Source organism: Plantactinospora sp. KLBMP9567, assembly GCF_033446045.1.
Classification (GTDB): domain Bacteria; phylum Actinomycetota; class Actinomycetes; order Mycobacteriales; family Micromonosporaceae; genus Plantactinospora.
This window is the reverse complement of record NZ_JAWQRR010000044.1, coordinates 154,891-171,882: the sequence shown is the minus strand read 5'-3', so window position 1 is coordinate 171,882 and position 16,992 is coordinate 154,891. Positions and strand designations below refer to the sequence as shown.

General features: G+C 74.0%; 18 protein-coding genes and 1 pseudogene. 5 read left to right on the top strand and 14 right to left on the bottom strand.

The features are described from left to right. The 5 genes from R6Y94_RS33915 to R6Y94_RS33895 all read right to left on the bottom strand — a co-directional run bounded on the left by R6Y94_RS33915 (nt 1) and on the right by R6Y94_RS33895 (nt 6,954). Entirely contained in the window at nt 1-831 is an 831-nt protein-coding gene (locus R6Y94_RS33915; protein ID WP_318400303.1) for a hypothetical protein, read from the bottom strand. Nucleotides 832-1,052: 221 nt separating this feature from the next. Beyond that, complete coding sequence (locus R6Y94_RS33910) at nt 1,053-1,694, bottom strand: GNAT family protein (RefSeq protein ID WP_318400301.1); 642 nt, start codon at nt 1,692-1,694, stop codon at nt 1,053-1,055. A 189-nt stretch (nt 1,695-1,883) separates the two neighbouring features. After that, complete coding sequence (gene glp, locus R6Y94_RS33905; protein ID WP_318400299.1) at nt 1,884-3,203, bottom strand: gephyrin-like molybdotransferase Glp; 1,320 nt, start codon at nt 3,201-3,203, stop codon at nt 1,884-1,886. Between the two features lie 22 nt (nt 3,204-3,225). Beyond that, nucleotides 3,226-4,182 (bottom strand): UTP--glucose-1-phosphate uridylyltransferase, encoded by a 957-nt coding sequence (locus tag R6Y94_RS33900; protein ID WP_318400298.1) that lies wholly within the window; start codon nt 4,180-4,182, stop codon nt 3,226-3,228. 9 nt (nt 4,183-4,191) lie between these two features. Beyond that, nucleotides 4,192-6,954 carry a diguanylate cyclase gene (locus R6Y94_RS33895; RefSeq protein WP_412102942.1) on the bottom strand — a complete coding sequence of 921 codons (2,763 nt, stop codon included), beginning with the start codon at nt 6,952-6,954 and terminating at the stop codon, nt 4,192-4,194. Between the two features lie 101 nt (nt 6,955-7,055). On the opposite strand from R6Y94_RS33895, the gene R6Y94_RS33890 reads away from it, so the two are divergent. Then, entirely contained in the window at nt 7,056-7,670 is a 615-nt protein-coding gene (locus R6Y94_RS33890) for a 5-formyltetrahydrofolate cyclo-ligase (RefSeq protein WP_412102941.1), read from the top strand. Further along, a pseudogene (locus R6Y94_RS33885) lies at nt 7,642-7,890 on the top strand (FmdB family zinc ribbon protein); the annotation flags it as partial. The gene R6Y94_RS33890 and the pseudogene R6Y94_RS33885, both read left to right, overlap by 29 nt. A 62-nt stretch (nt 7,891-7,952) precedes the next feature. On the opposite strand, the gene R6Y94_RS33880 reads toward R6Y94_RS33885, so the two are convergent. Further along, the gene (locus R6Y94_RS33880; RefSeq protein WP_318400355.1) at nt 7,953-8,213 is read right to left on the bottom strand and encodes a hypothetical protein; all 261 of its coding nucleotides are present in this window, start codon (nt 8,211-8,213) and stop codon (nt 7,953-7,955) included. Nucleotides 8,214-8,536: 323 nt separating this feature from the next. Between R6Y94_RS33880 and R6Y94_RS33875 the strand changes: the two genes are divergently transcribed. Next, on the top strand, nt 8,537-9,175 hold the full coding sequence (locus R6Y94_RS33875) for a flagellar biosynthesis protein FlgA (protein ID WP_318400296.1): 639 nt from the start codon (nt 8,537-8,539) through the stop codon (nt 9,173-9,175). Between the two features lie 202 nt (nt 9,176-9,377). On the opposite strand, the gene R6Y94_RS33870 is transcribed toward R6Y94_RS33875, so the two are convergent. Beyond that, on the bottom strand, nt 9,378-9,563 hold the full coding sequence (locus tag R6Y94_RS33870; protein WP_318400295.1) for a hypothetical protein: 186 nt from the start codon (nt 9,561-9,563) through the stop codon (nt 9,378-9,380). A 92-nt stretch (nt 9,564-9,655) separates the two neighbouring features. On the opposite strand from R6Y94_RS33870, the gene R6Y94_RS33865 reads away from it, so the two are divergent. Continuing rightward, nucleotides 9,656-9,997 (top strand): hypothetical protein, encoded by a 342-nt coding sequence (locus R6Y94_RS33865; RefSeq protein WP_318400293.1) that lies wholly within the window; start codon nt 9,656-9,658, stop codon nt 9,995-9,997. Nucleotides 9,998-10,042: 45 nt separating this feature from the next. On the opposite strand, the gene R6Y94_RS33860 is transcribed toward R6Y94_RS33865, so the two are convergent. Further along, complete coding sequence (locus tag R6Y94_RS33860) at nt 10,043-10,534, bottom strand: DUF2231 domain-containing protein (protein WP_318400291.1); 492 nt, start codon at nt 10,532-10,534, stop codon at nt 10,043-10,045. 214 nt (nt 10,535-10,748) lie between these two features. Between R6Y94_RS33860 and R6Y94_RS33855 the strand changes: the two genes are divergently transcribed. Beyond that, nucleotides 10,749-11,174, top strand: coding sequence for a Fur family transcriptional regulator (locus R6Y94_RS33855; RefSeq protein WP_318400290.1), 426 nt, complete (start codon nt 10,749-10,751; stop codon nt 11,172-11,174). A 129-nt stretch (nt 11,175-11,303) separates the two neighbouring features. Here the strand turns inward: R6Y94_RS33855 and R6Y94_RS33850 are convergent, their stop codons facing one another. The 6 genes from R6Y94_RS33850 to R6Y94_RS33825 all read right to left on the bottom strand — a co-directional run bounded on the left by R6Y94_RS33850 (nt 11,304) and on the right by R6Y94_RS33825 (nt 16,991). Next, nucleotides 11,304-12,245, bottom strand: a complete 942-nt coding sequence (locus R6Y94_RS33850) for a RecB family exonuclease (RefSeq protein ID WP_412102940.1) — start codon at nt 12,243-12,245, stop codon at nt 11,304-11,306. A 197-nt stretch (nt 12,246-12,442) separates the two neighbouring features. Then, the gene (locus tag R6Y94_RS33845) at nt 12,443-13,057 is read right to left on the bottom strand and encodes a MarC family protein (RefSeq protein WP_318400288.1); all 615 of its coding nucleotides are present in this window, start codon (nt 13,055-13,057) and stop codon (nt 12,443-12,445) included. Nucleotides 13,058-13,097: 40 nt separating this feature from the next. Next, nucleotides 13,098-13,997 carry a PHP domain-containing protein gene (locus R6Y94_RS33840; RefSeq protein WP_318400286.1) on the bottom strand — a complete coding sequence of 300 codons (900 nt, stop codon included), beginning with the start codon at nt 13,995-13,997 and terminating at the stop codon, nt 13,098-13,100. Nucleotides 13,998-14,056: 59 nt separating this feature from the next. After that, the gene (locus R6Y94_RS33835) at nt 14,057-15,232 is read right to left on the bottom strand and encodes a hypothetical protein (RefSeq protein ID WP_318400284.1); all 1,176 of its coding nucleotides are present in this window, start codon (nt 15,230-15,232) and stop codon (nt 14,057-14,059) included. After that, complete coding sequence (locus R6Y94_RS33830; protein WP_318400281.1) at nt 15,229-15,939, bottom strand: SigE family RNA polymerase sigma factor; 711 nt, start codon at nt 15,937-15,939, stop codon at nt 15,229-15,231. Before R6Y94_RS33830 ends, R6Y94_RS33835 begins: the two co-directional genes overlap by 4 nt. 176 nt (nt 15,940-16,115) lie before the next feature. Then, nucleotides 16,116-16,991 carry a PH domain-containing protein gene (locus tag R6Y94_RS33825; RefSeq protein ID WP_318400279.1) on the bottom strand — a complete coding sequence of 292 codons (876 nt, stop codon included), beginning with the start codon at nt 16,989-16,991 and terminating at the stop codon, nt 16,116-16,118. Nucleotide 16,992: the final 1 nt, after the last annotated feature.

Here is a 16,992-nt window from a genome sequence, read left to right as displayed (position 1 = left end):
TCACCGTCCGCCGGCCTCGTAGGGGCGCCCACGCAGGCCACCGGCCCGCCGGTAGGAGACCGAACCCGCCGCCCGGCCGCCCCCACTGGCCGCCGGCGGCAGGTCGACCGTCCGGTTCATCCCCAGCGCCGCCCGGCGTACCGCTTCCCGCTGGGCCGCCAGGCGACGCTGCGCCTCCCGACGGGCCTGCGCCCGGCGTGCCTGGGCGCGCCGAACCTCCGCCTGCCGGGCGGCCAGCCAGGCTGCCTCCCGGGCCTGCATCCGCCGCCGGCGGCGATCGGCGATGGCCCGGCTCCGCAGGTGTACGAGGTACGCGCACAGCAGCGTGCCGGTGGCCGCGAAGCCGATCCAGAAGCCGGGGCTGACCAGCACCACCCCGACCAGCTCGACGAAGTTGAGCAGCAGCAGGGCGGCGAAGACCCGGCGCCGCCGGTAGACGGCCGGGGTGTGCCGGGCGGGCGGTGGCCGCCGCCGGGCCGGTCCCGGGGTCCGGGGCACCGAACGCAGTCGACGGCTCCGCCGACCGTTCCCGGGCGGACCGGAGACCGGCGCACCGGGACCGGCGGCTGGCGAGACCGGTTCGGCGCCGGCAGCGTCAGGGGGCGGGACGCCAGCACGTAGGGTGACGATTCGGGTGCGGGGCGGGTTCACCGGCTGCCGTCCCGGGACACTCCGGCGCCGTCGGCGGCGCTGGAGCACCCGCGCCGTCGACTGCGCCCGCTCCGCGGCCAGCCGCTCCGTGGCGTCGTACCGGCGGACCAGTGCCGGCGCGAGGGCGAGCAGACCGGCTGCGGCGAGGACGGCGAGGAGCACCGAGGCCGGCACCCTCATCCCTCCCGTCACCCACCTCGGGGCAACCGACCGGACGAGCACCTCCCGCACCGCCGGGTACGTCCACGGCAGGCGCGGACCAGCTCCCGGAGCCGGCGCGGGTCCGTCCGACGTTGCCGCACGTCCCGATTACTTCAGGTTACGGGGACACACCAGGAATATCGTGCGGCGCGCCGGCCGACCAGCGACTAAGAAGATCAACAGGGGACGGCGCGGCGGGGTCAGGAGGCGGCAGCGCGCAGCCGGTGCCAGCGGGCCAGCAGGCCGCCCTCCCGGATGACCTCCTCGCTGGTCATCGCGTAGCCGATGTGGTCACGCCAGGCGCCGTCGATGTGCATGTATCGCGGGTGGTACGCCTCCTCGCGGAAGCCGAGCTTCTCCACCACCCGCCGGGACGGGCCGTTCTCCGGCCGGATGTTGACCTCGATCCGGTGCAGTCCGCCGGGCCCGAACGCGTGGTCGACGGCGAGCGCCATCGCGGTCGGCATCACGCCGCGCCCGGCCACCCGGCTGTCCACCCAGTAGCCGGCGTACGCCGAGCAGAATGCCCGGCGCACGATGTTGCCCAGGTTGAGATGCCCGACCAACCGCTCCCGACCACCCTCGACCAGGCAGACCGCGAACGGCATGCTCTCGCCGCGACGCGCCTGTCTGCGCTGGTCACGATAGACCCAGCGGAACGCGGCCGGAGAGTTCATCTCGTCCCACCGCCCCGGCGGGGACGACTCCCAAGGCGCCAGCCAGGCCTGGTTGGCACGGCGCACCTCGGACCAGGCCACCGCGTCCGACCGCCGGTACGGGCGCAGCAGCACCGCCCCGTCCCGGAGTTCGACCGGCCAGCCCGGGGTCGTGGCAAAGTTCACGCCCGGTGTCCCGTCGGCAACCCACGCCTCCTCATCGACGTCCCGACACCCTTCCGCACGCCGTTTCCCGCACCGCCCCGGCAACCGTCACCGACGCCGCCCAGCGGCATCGCGGCCCGGTCACCGGCCCGGCCGCGCCGCGGCACCTCACCGGCGCCGGTCCAACCGTCCGAGAGTCCGGCAGCCCGGTCACCGGCGCCGGTCCAGCAGCAGCACGTCCACCGTGGAGCCGGCCGCCGCGCTGGTCACCCGCTCGCCGAGCACCATCAGGCCGTTCGCCTCGGCCAGCCCGGAGAGCGTGTACGGCCCGCCGCGCAGCGGCTGCACCGTGTAGCCGCCGCCGCGCCGCTCGGCCACGTGCGCCGGCCGAAACTCCCGCAGCCCGGACGGCGAGGAGACCGTCTCCAGCAGATGCGCCCGGACACTGGGCCGGAACACCGGCTCGGCCCCGGCCAGCAACTGGATCGCCGGCCTCGCCAGCACCTCGAAGCCGATCAATGCCGCGCCGGGCTCACCGGGTAGACACACCACCGGCACCTCCTCGGCCCCGACCGTACCGAATCCGAGGGCGCTTCCGGGATAGAGGGCGACCTCCATGAAGGTCACCGGGCTGGCCCGGCCACCATCCCGGCGGGACAGTACCCGGCGGATCATGTCACCCGGGCCGGCGCCGGTACCGCCCGTCGTGATGATCAGGTCGGCCCGGAGCGTCTGGTCCTCCAGCAGACCGCGCAGCCCCTCCGGGTCGTCGTCGCAGATGCCCACCCGGTACGCCAACGCGCCCACCTCGGCCGCCGCCGCCGTCAGCGCGTGCGAGTTGATGTCGACCACCTGCCCCGGCTGGCTGGCCCGGCCGACGTCGACCAGCTCGTCACCGGTCGCCACGATCACCACCCGGGGACTGGGCCGGACCACCACGTGCCCGATGCCGGTCGCCGCGAAGACCGCGACCAGGGCCGGTGAGATGTACGAGCCGGAGCGGGCCAGCAGGGTACCAGCCGGCAGTTCCTCCCCGGCCCGGCGCAGCCCGTAGCCGCGCTTCGGGGTCCGGAAGATCTCCACCGCCGCCATGCCCTGGTCGGTCCACTCCACCGGCACCACCACGTCGGCGGCGATCGGCAGCGGCGAGCCGGCCGCCACCGAGAAGCAGGCCCCCGGGGTCAGCCGCACCGGCCGCCAACTCGCGGCGCCGAGGTCACCGACGACGTTGAGCCGCACCGGGCGGGGATCGCCGAGCCGGCTCGGGCCGTAGCCGCCCGCCGTGCCACCGGTACGCCCCGCACCCGAGATGTCCTCCCAGCGGGCCGCGTACCCGTCGATGGCCGCCTGGTCGAAGGCCGGATAGGCGTGCGGCGCGACGACGTCCTCGGCGAGCACGTTGCCGTATGCCTGGGTGAGGTCGAGGTCGAGCGGGGGAAGCGCCCGCAACCTGCGCAGCACGCTGCCCAGGTAGTCGGCGAGCGGCGTCAGCTCGTTGGCGGCCGCCTCGGCATCGGCCGTCGCTGTCACACCGTCACCTCGCAGCGGGGCGTCATGTGCGGCGGCCGGCGTCGGAGGCGACGAACTCGCCCAGCCACTGCCGGAACTCCGCACCCAGATCCTCGCGCTCGCAGGCCAGTTGCACCACGGTTTGCAGGTAGCCCAGCGGCATGCCGGTGTCGTAACGGGTGCCACGGTAGACGATCGCGTGCACCGGCATGCCCTCCTTGAGCAGCAGACCCATCGCGTCGGTGAGCTGGATCTCCCCGCCGCTGCCCTTTCCGGTACGCCCGATCGCCTCGAAGATCGCGCTGGGCAGCACGTACCGGCCGAGCACCGCCAGGTTGCTCGGCGCGTCCTCCGGCTTCGGCTTCTCCACCAGCCCGGTCACCTCCACCACCTCGCCGAGGTCGGCCAGGCTCCGGTCGGCCGGCGCCACCGAGGCGATGCCGTACCGCTTGGTCTCCTCCGGCGGTACCTCGAAGAAGGCCAGCACGATGCCGCCGGTCCGGGCCTGGAGGTCCAGCATGGCCGGCAGCAGCGGCTCGGAGAGGTTCACGAACTCGTCGCCGAGCATGACCGCGAACGGCTGGTCACCGACGTGCGTCTCGGCGTACCCGACGGCGTGGCCCAGGCCGAGCTGCTCCGGCTGCCGGCAGGTGTAGATCTGCGCCAGCTCTCCCGGTCGGCGCACCGCGGCCAGCAGTTCCGGGTCGCCCTTCTCCGCCAGCCGCGCCTCCAGATCGGGCCGGCGGTCGAAGTGGTCGACCATCGCGGTCTTGCCCCGGCCGGTGATCAGCAGGACGTCGTCGATACCTGCCTGGGCGGCCTCCTCGACGATGTACTGCAACACCGGACGGTCCACCACCGGCAGCAGTTCCTTCGGCACCACCTTGGTGGCGGGAAGGAACCGGGTCGCCAGGCCGGCGGCCGGGATGACCGCCTTCACCGCCCGTCGTCCGGCCGTCGGCGTCGAGGAGTTGGCTGGGGTAGCTGCGTTCTCCGGCATGTCGCGAGACTATCGGCCACGGCCCTGGCGCGGCGGTTGTGGCCCGGATAACGCGCCGTCCGGGCCGCCGTCCGCGGTGACCGGTCCGTCCGCGCCCGGCCGCCCCGCCCGGGCCGGTTCGTCACCGCCCGGCCGCCCCGCCCGGCTCGGCCAGCCGCCGCCCGCGCCGATCGTCGGCCGGCCACCCGCCCACGGAAGCCCGTCGTCCGGCGTCGCCGCACCGGCCCGGACCGGGATCTCCTCGACCGTCAGCCGGCCGCCGGCGGTGGCCATCTGGTACGTGTCCCGGCCCGCCGCCTTCGCCGCGTAGAGCGCCTCGTCGGCCGCGACCAGCAACTGCGGTCCGGTGGCGGCATGGTCGGGATAGACGGCGACGCCGATCGACACGGTGACCGATACCAGTGCCCCGACCGGGGTGACCGCGCCGGGCCGGGGCCGGATCGCCATCGGGGTCTCCCGGACGGCCGCGCCCAGCCGCTCCGCCACCGTTGCCGCGCCCCGGGCATCCGTCTCCGGCAGCAGCACCACGAACTCCTCGCCGCCCTGCCGGAAGGCGAGATCCACCTCCCGCATCGCGCCCCGGATCCGCTGGGCGAACTCGGCCAGCACCGCGTCCCCGGCCGCGTGCCCGTACGTGTCGTTGACCTCCTTGAACCGGTCGAGGTCGAGGGCGAGCACGCTGAGCATCCGGCCGAACCGGCTGGCCCGTTCGATCTCCCGCCGGATCGACTCCTTGAGATAGCGGTAGTTCCAGAGTCCGGTCAGCGGGTCGGTCAGCGACAACCGCTGCGCCTCCTCGTGCATCCGGACGTTCTCCAGCGCCACCGCCGCGTGGTCGGCGAAGGTGCTCAGCGTGACCAGGTCGACGTCGTCGAACTCGTCCGCCCCGAGCCGGTCGTAGAGGGCAAGTACGCCGACCGGCGTCCGCCCCACCCCGAACGTCAGCCCCGGACGCCCGGTACCCGGCTCCGCGGCCGTACCCGGCCAGCCGCCGGCGGTCGCCGGGCGCAGCGGCGGCGGCGTACCGGTCCCCGGCTCCGCACCCGGATACGGCACCTGACCGGCCGTACCGGAGGACGGGAACGGCACGGCCACGTATGTCCGGCAGCGCGGCTCGCGGCCGTAGAGGCGCGGCCCGTCCCGGTCCAGCCGGCCCCGGCGCGGCTCACCCGTCGCCACGACCGTGCCGAGCAGCCCCTTGCCGAGCGGTACCCGCAGCGCCGGCCGATCGCCGCGCCGCTGCCGGTCGTCGGCCGGGCGATCCCGACCCGCCCCCGCCGGACCGCTCCCCCGACCGTCCGCCGTCCCGGTGTCTCCACCCGCAGGCTCGGCAGGGCCACCGCCCCCAGGGTCGGCGGGCCCACCGCCCGCCGGGCCGGTGCTCCCGTCGCCGGCCGGGTCGATGCCGCCGGAGCTGGCGGGTGCGGCCGGTGCGCGGGTCGGCGCCGGACGGCCGAGTCCGACGCCGCGCCGGTCGAGACCTTCGGCGCACTGGCTGACCAGGACTCCGGTCCTCGGGTCGAGCAGCAGTACCACCCCGGCCCGGGCCCCGGTCGCCGCCATCGCGGCCCGGAGCAGCAACTGGAAGATCCGGTGCAGGTCGTGCGAGCTGGCCAGGGTGTCGCCGAGTACGGCAAGCTGTTCACGCAACTGGTGCCGGCTGATCACCAGCGCCCGGAGGTAGGACTCCGCCTCCCGGGTCATCCGGTTGAAACTGTCGGCGAGCCGGCCGACCTCGTCCGGGGCCCGGACCGGCACCCGGGTCGCCAGGTCACCCTCGGCGACCCGGTCGGCGGCCCGGGCCAGCTCGGCCAGTGGCCGGGTGGTCGACCGGGCCAGCCGGCCGGCGGCCAGTACCGCGAACACCCCGGCGAGCAGTACGACGATCGCGAGGGGTCCGTACCGGGCCACCGGCGGGTCGCGCGGCACCGACAGCACCAGCGCCAGCGGCTGGCCGGGGGCCGGACCGACCCGGCGGACGTACCGGCCCCCGTTCGCCTGGACGATCCTGTCTCCGGAGATCCGCCGAGCGGCGGCGAGCACGGCCGCCCGGGAACCGTTCGACTCGGTACTCGGCGACTCGGCCCCCTGCGGCCCCGCGTCCGGCGCCGCGCTGCGAGCCGGACCACCACCAACGGACGAACCAACACCCGGGGAAACGGTGCCGGTCGGACGACTACCGGAGGTTCCGGGATCCGGGCGTGCGGAGCCTGGCGCCGCGACGGGACCTGGCGGCGGCGCACTCGGGAACGTCGCCACTGGTCCGGGCAGCTCCCGCAGCAGGGTCACCGCGGTTCCGCTGGCGGCGGCGAGCCGGCGGACGAACGCCGCGTCGAGGGCCTGAGCGGTCCAGACCTCGCCGGTCACCGCCCCCGAACGGTCCCGGAGTTCCATCCGGGCTGCCAGGGCACGCGGCGCCGGGCCGGTGCCGGCCGGCCCGGCGCAGAACGTCCAGGGCCGGGCCGGTGCCGTCGGGGTGACGAAGTCGACCGCACCGGCCGGGCCGGTGATCAGCACGCCGTCCGCCAGCCCTCGCGCCACCGCCTCGGCCGCCGCGCTGGTCCGGCTGGCCGGATCGCCGAGTACGGCCAGCGCGCCGGCCGTGGCGTGCAACTGTTGGCAGAGCGCGCCGATCGAGGTACGGACGGCGTCGGCGGCGAGGTTGAGCCGGTGCTCGGCCCGATGGCGACTCGCCGTGGCGGCCGTACCGGCGACGGAGAGCGCACCGAGCAGCACCGGCCCGAGCACGACGGCGAGGAAAGCTGTGGTCAAGCGTCCACGCAGCGTCACTCATCCCCCCGGAAGCTCGGCACCCGATGCTGCGATGCTGACCCAACCGCAATGGTTAACCGGCCTGCCCCCGGGAGTGTTACGTGCCGGATTTTTCGGATGAAGGTGTCGGCCCGCGCAAGACCGCGCTCCGGGCCACCATGCTGGCCCGGCGCCGGGCGCTGTCGGCTCCGGCCCGACTGGCCGCGGCCGAGCGTGTCCGGGCCGAACTCCGCACCCTGGTCCAGCGGGTACGACCACGCCTGGTCACCGGCTACGTGCCGGTCGGCAGCGAGCCGGGCGGAGCGGAGTTGCCGGACGAGCTGGCCGGCGCGCTGGGACCGGGTGCACAGCTCCTGCTGCCGGTACTCCGCCCCGACCTCGACCTGGACTGGGCGCCGTACGCCGGACCGGGCTGCCTGGTCGCGGTCGGCCGAGGGCTGCGGGAGCCCGCCACCGACCGGCTCGGTCGGGGCGCGATCGGGTCGGCGGAGCTGGTCGTCGTACCGGCGGTGGCGGTCGACCAGCGAGGCGTCCGGCTCGGTCGCGGCGGCGGCTCGTACGACCGGGCCCTGGCCCGGGCCGCTCCCGGAGCCCTCACCGTGGCGCTGTTGCACGACGGCGAATTGATCGACTCGGTGCCGGCGATGGATCATGATTGTCCGGTACAGGCCGTGATCACCCCTTCCGGTGGACTCCGGCCGGTGGGGTCCGGCTGACGGTCGCGGGTCAGGGGTCCCCGGCGTCGGCCCGGACACTTTGGCTGGACGAAAACGGGTACGATGCCGCACCATTGGCACTCGGATACGTCGAGTGCCAACAGACTTGCAAGATCCGGAGGGGAACGTGCCCACCTACCAGTACGCCTGCACCGAGTGCGGCCACCAGCTCGAGGCGGTGCAGTCCTTCACCGATGAGCCGTTGACCGAGTGCCCGGCGTGCGAAGGTCGCCTGCGCAAGCTCTTCAACTCCGTCGGCATCGTCTTCAAGGGCTCCGGCTTCTATCGGACCGACTCCCGGAGCAACGGCTCGGAGGGTGCCGGCAGCTCCACGACGGCGAAGTCCGACTCGTCGAAGAGCGACTCCACGAAGACCGGCTCCGGCAGCGACTCGAGCTCGACCAGTGGCGGCGCGTCCGACTCCACCAGCGGCGGCGGATCCGGCTCGTCCAACGGCGCGTCGAGCGGGTCCGGCAGCAAGCCGAAGGCGACGTCCTCCTCCTCGACCAGCACGACCTGACGACCTCCGACCAGCGGATCCACCAGGTCTGGGAGACGACCGGCAACGTGCCGTCCTTCTGCAGGAACGACGCGCCGGGCAGGAAGCCGTCCGGCACCTGGCGGGCGCGGTGTCCCGTCCGCCGTCGACACGGCGGTCGGCAGTTGCCTCGCCCTGCCACTCCCCCTTCCGGCGGGGCCGGCCCGGGCGGATGCGCCTGACCGGGGTCAGTCGAGTTATCCACAGCCCCCCGAGTTATCCACAGGGTGTGAATCGTCGACTGCCTCCCCCGGGTGCCCTCGCCTAGCCTGCTGCGCACCGGACGACGCCGACCCCACTGGCGCCGCCGGGCCGAGGGAGGTTCGCCGTGGCGCTCGACCGGACGCCCAACCGTCGCGATGGCACGCTGAGCCCGACCCGCTGGGCACGCCCCGGTGCCGGCTCGATAATCCGCTGGATGCTGGTCGCCGCCCTGTTGGCGCTCGCGCTCGGCGCGCTCTACCTGCGCGAGCCGACGTCGTCCTGCCCCACGCCGTCGGCCGGTGTCAGTGGGAGCAACGCCGACCCCGCCGGGTCCGACGGACCGGTCGGCGGCACGGGCTCCACCGGTCCGGCCGGCACGAGTCCGGCGGTGGGGAGCGGGCCGGCGGGTCGGCCCAACGGGTCGCCGGCCGGACCCGGTGGCTCGGCAGCCCCGGGCAACTCGGGGGTGCCGGTGCCGGCGGGGACCGTGGGGGTGCCGATCCGGCTCGCCGAGCCGGCCGCGCTGACGGTGGCCCGGCCGGGAGCCCGGGTGGATCTCCTCGCGGCACCCGGCGGCGACCAGGCGGGCCGGGCACCGAAGCCGATCGTCCTGGCAACCCGGGTACTGGTCCTCGACGTGCTGGGTCCCGGTCAGACCGATGGCGCCGTCAGCGCCATCTACCTGGCGCTCCGCCCGGATCAGGCCCACCGCGCGGTCGGGATGCCGGAATCCACCCGCTTCGCAATCATCGTTCGTTCGTAGCCACCGGCACAACCGCCGGCCGGCGGCCGCCGGACGGCACGGCGCACGTGGTCAGCCACCGAGCCGATGCGGATGATCAGCCAACAGGACGCCGATCATCGCCCGCCGGTACGAGGCAGATGATCGGCCGCCGGCACAACGCCGGTGGCCGGTCGCCGGTACGGCGCGGACGGTTCAGTCACAGCGCGGCGGCGCGGACGAATCAGTCCCAGTGCGGCGGGCGCTCGGCCAACAGCCGTTCGTCGTTGGAGTCCGGCCGCTCGCCCCAGCCCCGATCGGTATCGTCCACAGACTGCTCCGGCAGCACCCGGTGGTCACCGGTCAGCTTGACCGGCCGGTCGTCATCCCGCCCGGCACCGGTGGTGCGCTGCTGCTCCGTCCCCGACACCCGGCTAGCGTACCCGGGGCCGCCGGTCGACAGTCCGCCGGTGACAGCGGGCGAGGGGCCGGAAACGGCTCGGGTTGGTAGCGTCGGACAGCGTGACGACGCAGAGCGGGAACTCCGCCGATGACGCCTTCTGGCGTCGACCCACCGGACCGCCCGCCGACAGCCCGGGGTCCACGGCAGAGTCCGCGACGCCGCCACCGGTACGACCCGGGATCCACTACCCCGGCCCGCCGCCGAGTACCACCCCACCGCCGGGTTGGCGTCCGCCGCTGCACGTACAGCCGGCGCCGCCACGGCCACTGCCGGCCCAGGACCACGCCGCCCTGGACGCCGAGGAGGGGGGCGCCCGGACGCTGACCTACGGCGTCGGCCTGGTGGGCGGTGCGGTGGTGCTGGTGTTGATGTGCCTGCTCTGCTCCCGGGCCCTGTTCTGACCGGACGCTCGGGTGGGCGCCGGCCGGCGGTTGTCGCTCGGCGGGTTAGATGACGCCCTGCCAGACCGCCTCGGCGCCGGTGTCGCCGGTGAGATAGACGTACCAGACGTTCAACGCGGCGAGTACCACCACGACCGCGCCGAGCAGCAAACCGAGCCAACCGGGCACGGACCGGGCCCGGGCTGCCCGCGGGCTGGTCACGACGAGCAGCACGAGCGTCACCACACCGAGGGCGAGACTCCACCACAACGTCAGTTCGCCGTACCCCTGATGCTCCTCCACCTTCTGGAGGATCTCCGGGCCGTAGTTCTTGGCGATCAGCACCTCCTGGAACTCCTCGCCGGACTGCACCGCGAAGAAGGCGGCGACCGGCGCGACCACCGCCAGTACTCCGGCCGCCCAGTCGAGCCGGCTGCGGAACCGGGACCGGGCCAGCACGGCGTACCCGGTGGAGACCAACGCGAGCAGTGGCACGAAGACGACGGCCGCGTGCACCAGCAGCGCGTGGGCGGGGAGACCCATGACTTCCCTGAACACCGACGCCTCCTTGCTAACGCTCCCGGCGGGGAGCCCCTGACGGTACGAAAATTCGATCACGTCATCCGCGACCTATACCGGTACACGAGCATCGAGCCGTCCCGGTTCACTCAGGTTCCACCTCCGGTGCGACCTGCCGGTACCCGTGTGGTGGTGGCCACGATCGGCCCGCATCCGCCTTGTTGGGGCCCCATCGACGTGCTGTGATAGTGGGATGACTGGCGAGGAACTGCTCCGGTCGAGGGGCCTTCGGGTCACCCGGCCGCGCCTCGCCGTCCTCGATGTGCTGGCCGGTGGCGGGCACCTGGAGGTGGAAGAGATCACTCAGCGGGTCCGGGAACGCCTCGACTCGGTCTCCACCCAGGCGATCTACGACGTGCTCGGCGCGCTCTCCCGGGCCGGGCTCTCCCGGCGGATCGAGCCGGCCGGATCGCCCGCCCGCTACGAGGCGCGGGTCGGCGACAACCACCACCACGTCGTCTGCCGGGGCTGCGGCGAGATCGCCGACGTGGACTGCGCGGTCGGCTCCGCACCCTGCCTCGACCCGGTGACCGCGTACGGCTTCGAGGTCGACGAGGCCGAGGTCACCTACTGGGGTCTCTGCCCGAGCTGCCAGTTGCGCCGAGCCACCGACGACTGACCCCCGTCCTCGACTGCTCGGCTGACTCCCGCCCTCGACCGCTCGGACGCCCACGCCCGGCTTGTCCGCCCCGAATGCCGGGCTGCCGGGTCGGGGTGCCGGGTGTCGTGCACGATGCCGGCTGCCGTGTCACGCCGTCCCGGCGGGCCCGCCGTCGCCCGGGTCGGCGGGTGTGAGTGCCCGTTCCACCGCTGACCAGGGCTCGCGATCCGGGGCGGCCGCGCCGGCCGGGCAACTGCGGCGGTAGTCGCACCAGCCACACCGGATGCCGGGCGCGACCGGAAATGCTTCGTCCGGGTCGGTGCCGTCGGCGACCGCCCGCTCGGCGGCGACGATGTCCCGCGCGGTGTCCTCGGCCCGGGCGAGTTGCCGGGCGAGCGACTCCTCGGTGTGGTCGTGCCCGGCCACCGTCCGGGTCGGCAGGTGGTGCAGCTCCACCCGCCGGCAGGGCTTCCGGAAGACCCGCTCGGCGGCGTAGGCGTAGAGCGCGAGCGCCTGGGAGCCGCGGGCGTCGTCGGAGTCCAACCCGCTCCGCCCGGTCTTGTAGTCGACGATCACCAACTCCGGGCCGTCCGGGCCGGGCCGCGAGTCGATCCGGTCAGCGCGACCGTTGAACGCCAACACGGCGGTCTTGACCGCCACCACCCGCTCCACCCCCAGCGGCTCGTCACCGGGGTCGAGCGTCTCCACGTAGGACTCCAGCCACTCCAGAGCCCGGCGGAACACCGCCCTCTCCTGTTCCTCGTCGCGGTAGCCCTCCCGGACCCAGGTGCCCTTGAGCAGGGTCGGCAGCGCCTCCGGACGGCGCCGGTCGGGCGGCGACGCATACCAGTTGCGAAGTGCGGTGTGCACGCTCGCGCCGAGCGAGTTGTGTGCCCAGGGCGGCCCCTTGGGCGGCGCGGGCCGGTCGACGTAGGAGTAGCGGTAGCGGCGTGGGCAGTCCGTGTACGCGCCGAGCTTGCTCGGCGTGCAGACGAAGAGGCGCTCGGGCATCCCCTCGAACCCCAACTGCTCGGGCTGGGCGCCACGCGGTCGAGGAGTCCGGTTGCCGGCGGACGATGGCCTTCGCACGCACCGATCCTGCCATGCCGGTCCGACACCCCCGTCGATCCGCCACCCCCACCCGCCGGACGGCGAGAGCGGTCGGGTCGGCCGGATCGGCAGCAGACGGCGCGGTCACCCGTCGCCGGGAGATCCCCGACCGCGAGGGGCACCGGAAACCGCGGTCAGGAGCCGGCGGTCAGGAGCCGGCGGTCAGGAGCCGGCGGTCAGGAGCCGGCGAGGTGCGCGGTGACGAAGGCGGCGATCGAGTCGGCGATCAACTGCACCGCGATCGCGGCGAGCAGCAGCCCGGCGATCCGGGTCAGCACCTCGATCCCGGCCGGCCGGAGCACCCTGACCACGATCCCGGAGAAGCGCAGGATCAGCCAGACCGCGGCCATCACCGCGACGATGCCGACCGCGATCGCCAGGTAGTCCGCCGTACCGTCAGCCCGCTGCACGAAGAGCATGGTGGCGACGATCGCACCGGGACCGGCCAGCAGGGGCGTACCGAGGGGCACCAGGGCGATGTTCGAGGTGTTCTGCTGTCCGGGGTCGTCGGCCTTGCCGGTGAGCAGTTCCAGCGCGACCAGCACCAGCAGCAGGCCACCTGCGCCCTGCAACGCCGGCAGGTCGATGTGCAGGTAGTCCAGCAGGGTCTGCCCGGCGACCGCGAACACGACGATCACCCCGAGGGCGAGCGTCACCGCCTGCCAGGCGGCGCGTACCCGGTCCCGGGCCGGCATCTGGCCGGTCAGGGCGAGGAAGATCGGCACCATGCCCGGTGGGTCGGTGATCACCAGCAGGGTCAGCAGGACCTCGCCGAGCAGCTTCATGTTCACGTGATCACGTTAACCGGGCGCCCGACGGCGTCCGCCGAGGTCAGCCCGGGTCGGCCAGTACGCCGACTCCGCTGCCCGCCGCGAGGATCCGCTCGTACGCCTCGACCTCGGTGGTGTACGCGCCGAGCCGCACCGTCTTGTGCGCACCGTGGAAGTCGGACGAGCCGGTGACCAGCAGTCCCAGCTCGGCGGCGAGGACCCGTACGGCGTCCCGTTCGGCCGGGGAGTGGTCCTCGTGCTCCGCCTCCAGCCCGGCAAGCCCGGCCGCGGCCAACTCGACGATCAACGAGTCGGGCACGGTCCGCCCCCGCCTGGTCGCCTTCGGATGGGCCATCACCGGCACCCCGCCGGCCTGCCGGACCAGCCGGACCGCCCGGAACACGTCGATGTCGTCCTTGGGCAGCCGGTAGCGCTCGCCGAGCCAGTTCGGGGTGAATGCCTCGGCGGTCGTTCCCACCAGCCCGGCCCGGATCAGCGCCTGCGCGATGTGCGGCCGGCCCACCGAGCCGCCGCCGGCAGCGGCCCGGATTTCCGCCCAGTCGACGTCGATCCCGTCGGCCCGGAGCAGCTTGACGATGCGTTCGCCGCGTACCTCCCGGGCGGCGCGTACCCGGGTCAGCTCGGCGACCAGCTCCGGCGATTCGGGATCGAAGAGATAGCCAAGCAGGTGCAGCGGGATCGACGGCTCGGTGCCGTACCAGCGGCAGGAGAGTTCGGCACCCCGGACCAGGGTGAGTCCCGGCGGCCGCGCGGCGGCGGCCCGCTCCCAGCCTCCGGTGGTGTCGTGGTCGGTGATCGCCAGTACGTCGAGTCCGGCCGCCCAGGCGGCCCGGACGAGTTCCTCCGGGGTGAGGGTGCCGTCGCTGGCGGTCGAGTGGGCATGCAGGTCGATCCGGAGCCGGCTACCGCGCTCGGGTGCCTCGGGCTGACGGGACGTCACCGGGCCGAGGTTACCGGCAGCCGTCGATGCTGCGGCAGCTCTCGGGTAGCGGTGGGAGGTCACCGCCCGTCGGCCGGTGCGGTCAGCCTCGGCACGAGCTGCCAGTCCGCCGAGACGCCGTCGGGCAGCGGCACGATCTCCTCGGTGCCGTCGGTGCGGCAGCGTACGACCTGCTCGTCGTCCCCGGTCACCACCGTCCGGTCGTCGGCCCAGACCGGGGACACCGCACCGGCGGCCGGGCAGGAGACCACCCCGTTCCCGCCGCCCAGCGCCCGGTCGACCTCGATCAGCACGACCTCGGTGCCGCGCCGCTCGGCGAGCCAGTGGCCGTCCGGGGCGAGCCCGCCGTCGGAGGCCTCGGCACGCAAGCCGAGCCCGCAACCGCCCTTGCGCACCGGTTGCAGTTTTCCGCTGCTCGGGGCAAGGCTGGCCAGGCAGCGCCGGGTGCCGCTCTCCTCCCGGACCAGCCCGACGAGGCCGTCGCCGCGTACCCCGTAGATCGCCGTCACGTCGGGGTTGCGGGTCGGCTGCCGGCCCGGGCGGGCCAGGTCGACGAAGCCGTAGCCACGGGATCCGTCGGAGACCACCACCCGGTCGGCGGTGACCGCCACCGGCCAGGTGCCGGCGGGCACCTCGACGTGGTCCATCAGGGCCAGTCCGGTCGCGCCGACCCGGGCGATGTACAGCGTCGTGTCGAGCTGGAAGGCCAACCGGTCGCCGTCGGTGCTCAGCGCCCACCGGTCGTCCTCGCCGCTGAGCGCCACCGAGCTGCCGTCGGGCCGGAGGAACCGGACCTGCTTGGCCCCGGAGTAGACCCAGCCGCCCGGCACCCGGTAGACCCGGGTCACCTCGCCGACACCCGCCAGGCTCAGCCGCCGGCCGTCGGTGGTCCAGAGCTGGTCGCCACTGCGGATGTCGAGTCCCACCCCGGTGTCCCGGCCGGGGACCGGCGGCGGCACCGGCCCGACCGTGACCTCGGCCAGCGAGTCCACGTCGAAGCCGGCGGCGGGCCCGGCCGTCGGCCGGTCGGGCGGCCACCCGCCGCCGAGAGAGGCGGCGCCGGCGGTGACCAGCACCAGCGCGGCGGCCACCGCCACCAGCGAGCCGACGGCCCGGCGCCGGCGGGCGACCCGGCCCCGCCGGATCACGGTGCCGGCCGGATCGTCGGCCACCGGCGGTGTGTCGACCTGGGCGGCGAACATGTCGCGCAGCGAATCTTCCAGCATGGTCGTCACGCTTCCGCTCCGACCGCCGGACCGGGCGGGGCCGGCACCGCCAGGGCAGCCGGCCGCCGGGCCCCGACCTGGCGCGGTCTGGGCAGCTCCGGCGGGGTGGCCGGGCGTTGGCCGAACACCTGCTGCGCGGACCCGAACCGGCCACCGTCGCCGTCGGCCTCTCCGGCGGGTACGGGGACCAGCTCCTGCTCGCCCTGCGGCACCCGACTGTCGGCCTCGGCGCCGAGCCGGCGACGGAGCGTGGAGAGGGCCCGGGAGGTCTGGCTCTTCACCGTGCCGGGCGAGATGTCGAGCAGCGCGGCCGTCTGCGCCTCGGAGAGATCCTCGTAGAACCGCAGCACCAGGACGGCCCGCTGCCTTACCGGCAGGGTGCGGACGTGCCGCCACAGCCGGTCGCGTTCGAGCTGCTCCTCGATCTGGTCCGGGGCGGGCCGCTCGGGCAGCACCTCGGTGGGGCGCTCGCCGTGCCAGCGCCGCCGCCACCAACTGGTCGCCGTGTTGATCAGGACCCGTCGGGCGTACGGCTCGACCGCTTCGATTTCACCGAGCCGCTTCCAGGCCAGGTACGTCTTGGTCAACGCGGTCTGCAACAGGTCCTCGGCGGTCGCCCAGTCCCCGGCCAGCAGGTACGCCGTACGCAGCAGGGCTGCCGAGCGGGCCGCGACGAATTCGCGGAACTCCTCGTCCACCGAGTGCTTCGGCGCCACTCCCGCCTCCCCCCGCCGGTGCCAATTCAGAAGGCTGCCACAAGCCGGACCCGCAGGTCTACGGCGGAAAGGTGCGATTCAGCTCGATGTTCGGGCAGGGGATCGCCGTTTGCACACCGGTGCCGCCCGTGGCGTCGCCAGCATCACACCCGCACCCTCCCGCGCCGGGCCGGTCGTCAGGCGCCGTCCTCGGCCTTGGCCTCCTCGGCCTCCTTGCCCAGCCGCGCCTCGACCGCCTGCGGCTCGTACATCTCCTCGACCACACGCAGGTAGAGCTCGTTGGGGTTGGGAAGATACTTGATCTCCCGAAGCGCCTGCTCCTGACCGGCCGACTCCAGCACGAAGGTGCCGTAGTTGAGGGCCCGGCCGAGCGGCGACTGCTCGTATTTCATGTCGGTGACCCGCAGCAGCGGCATCATCGCGACCTGCCGGGTGATGATCCCGTTGACCACCATCACCCGCTTGTTGGTCAGGATGAACCGGTCGAAATACCAGTCCGCCACCTTCCAGGCGACCCAGCCCATGATGCCGAGCCAGATCAGCACCGCGACGGTGGTCAGCGCGCCGACCTCCTGGCCGGCGAGGAAGCCGGAGAGGTAGCCGAGCACGAAGGTGGCGAGCAGCCCGATCAGCAGCGGGGTGGCCAGGTAGATCTTGTGCCGCTTCCACTCACCCCGGTAGCGCTCCGTCGGGAAGAGGTAACGGGCCACCAGCGAGGTCGGCTCGTCCTCCAGCGGCAGGACCCGGCGCGGGCCGAGCGGCATCCCGGAGGCGTCGACCCGGAGCCCGGCGAGCTCCTCCTCGGAGATCTCCGGGCCCTGGTCCGGATCCCGGACCCAGCCCCGGGTGCCGGCCCGGCGCTCGCCGTAGCCGATGTCGTCGGAGTAGGCGGGCCCGTCCGAATAGGAGGGCCCGTCGGAGTAGTCCGGGCCGGTGCCGAACTCCGGCCCGTCATCGGGTCGGACCCGGGGGATCGGCTCGGTGTCCCGCTCGCGCCGTCGACGTTCGTCGTCGTCCTCGGGCTCAGGGGGTTCACCCGACGGATTGCCCATG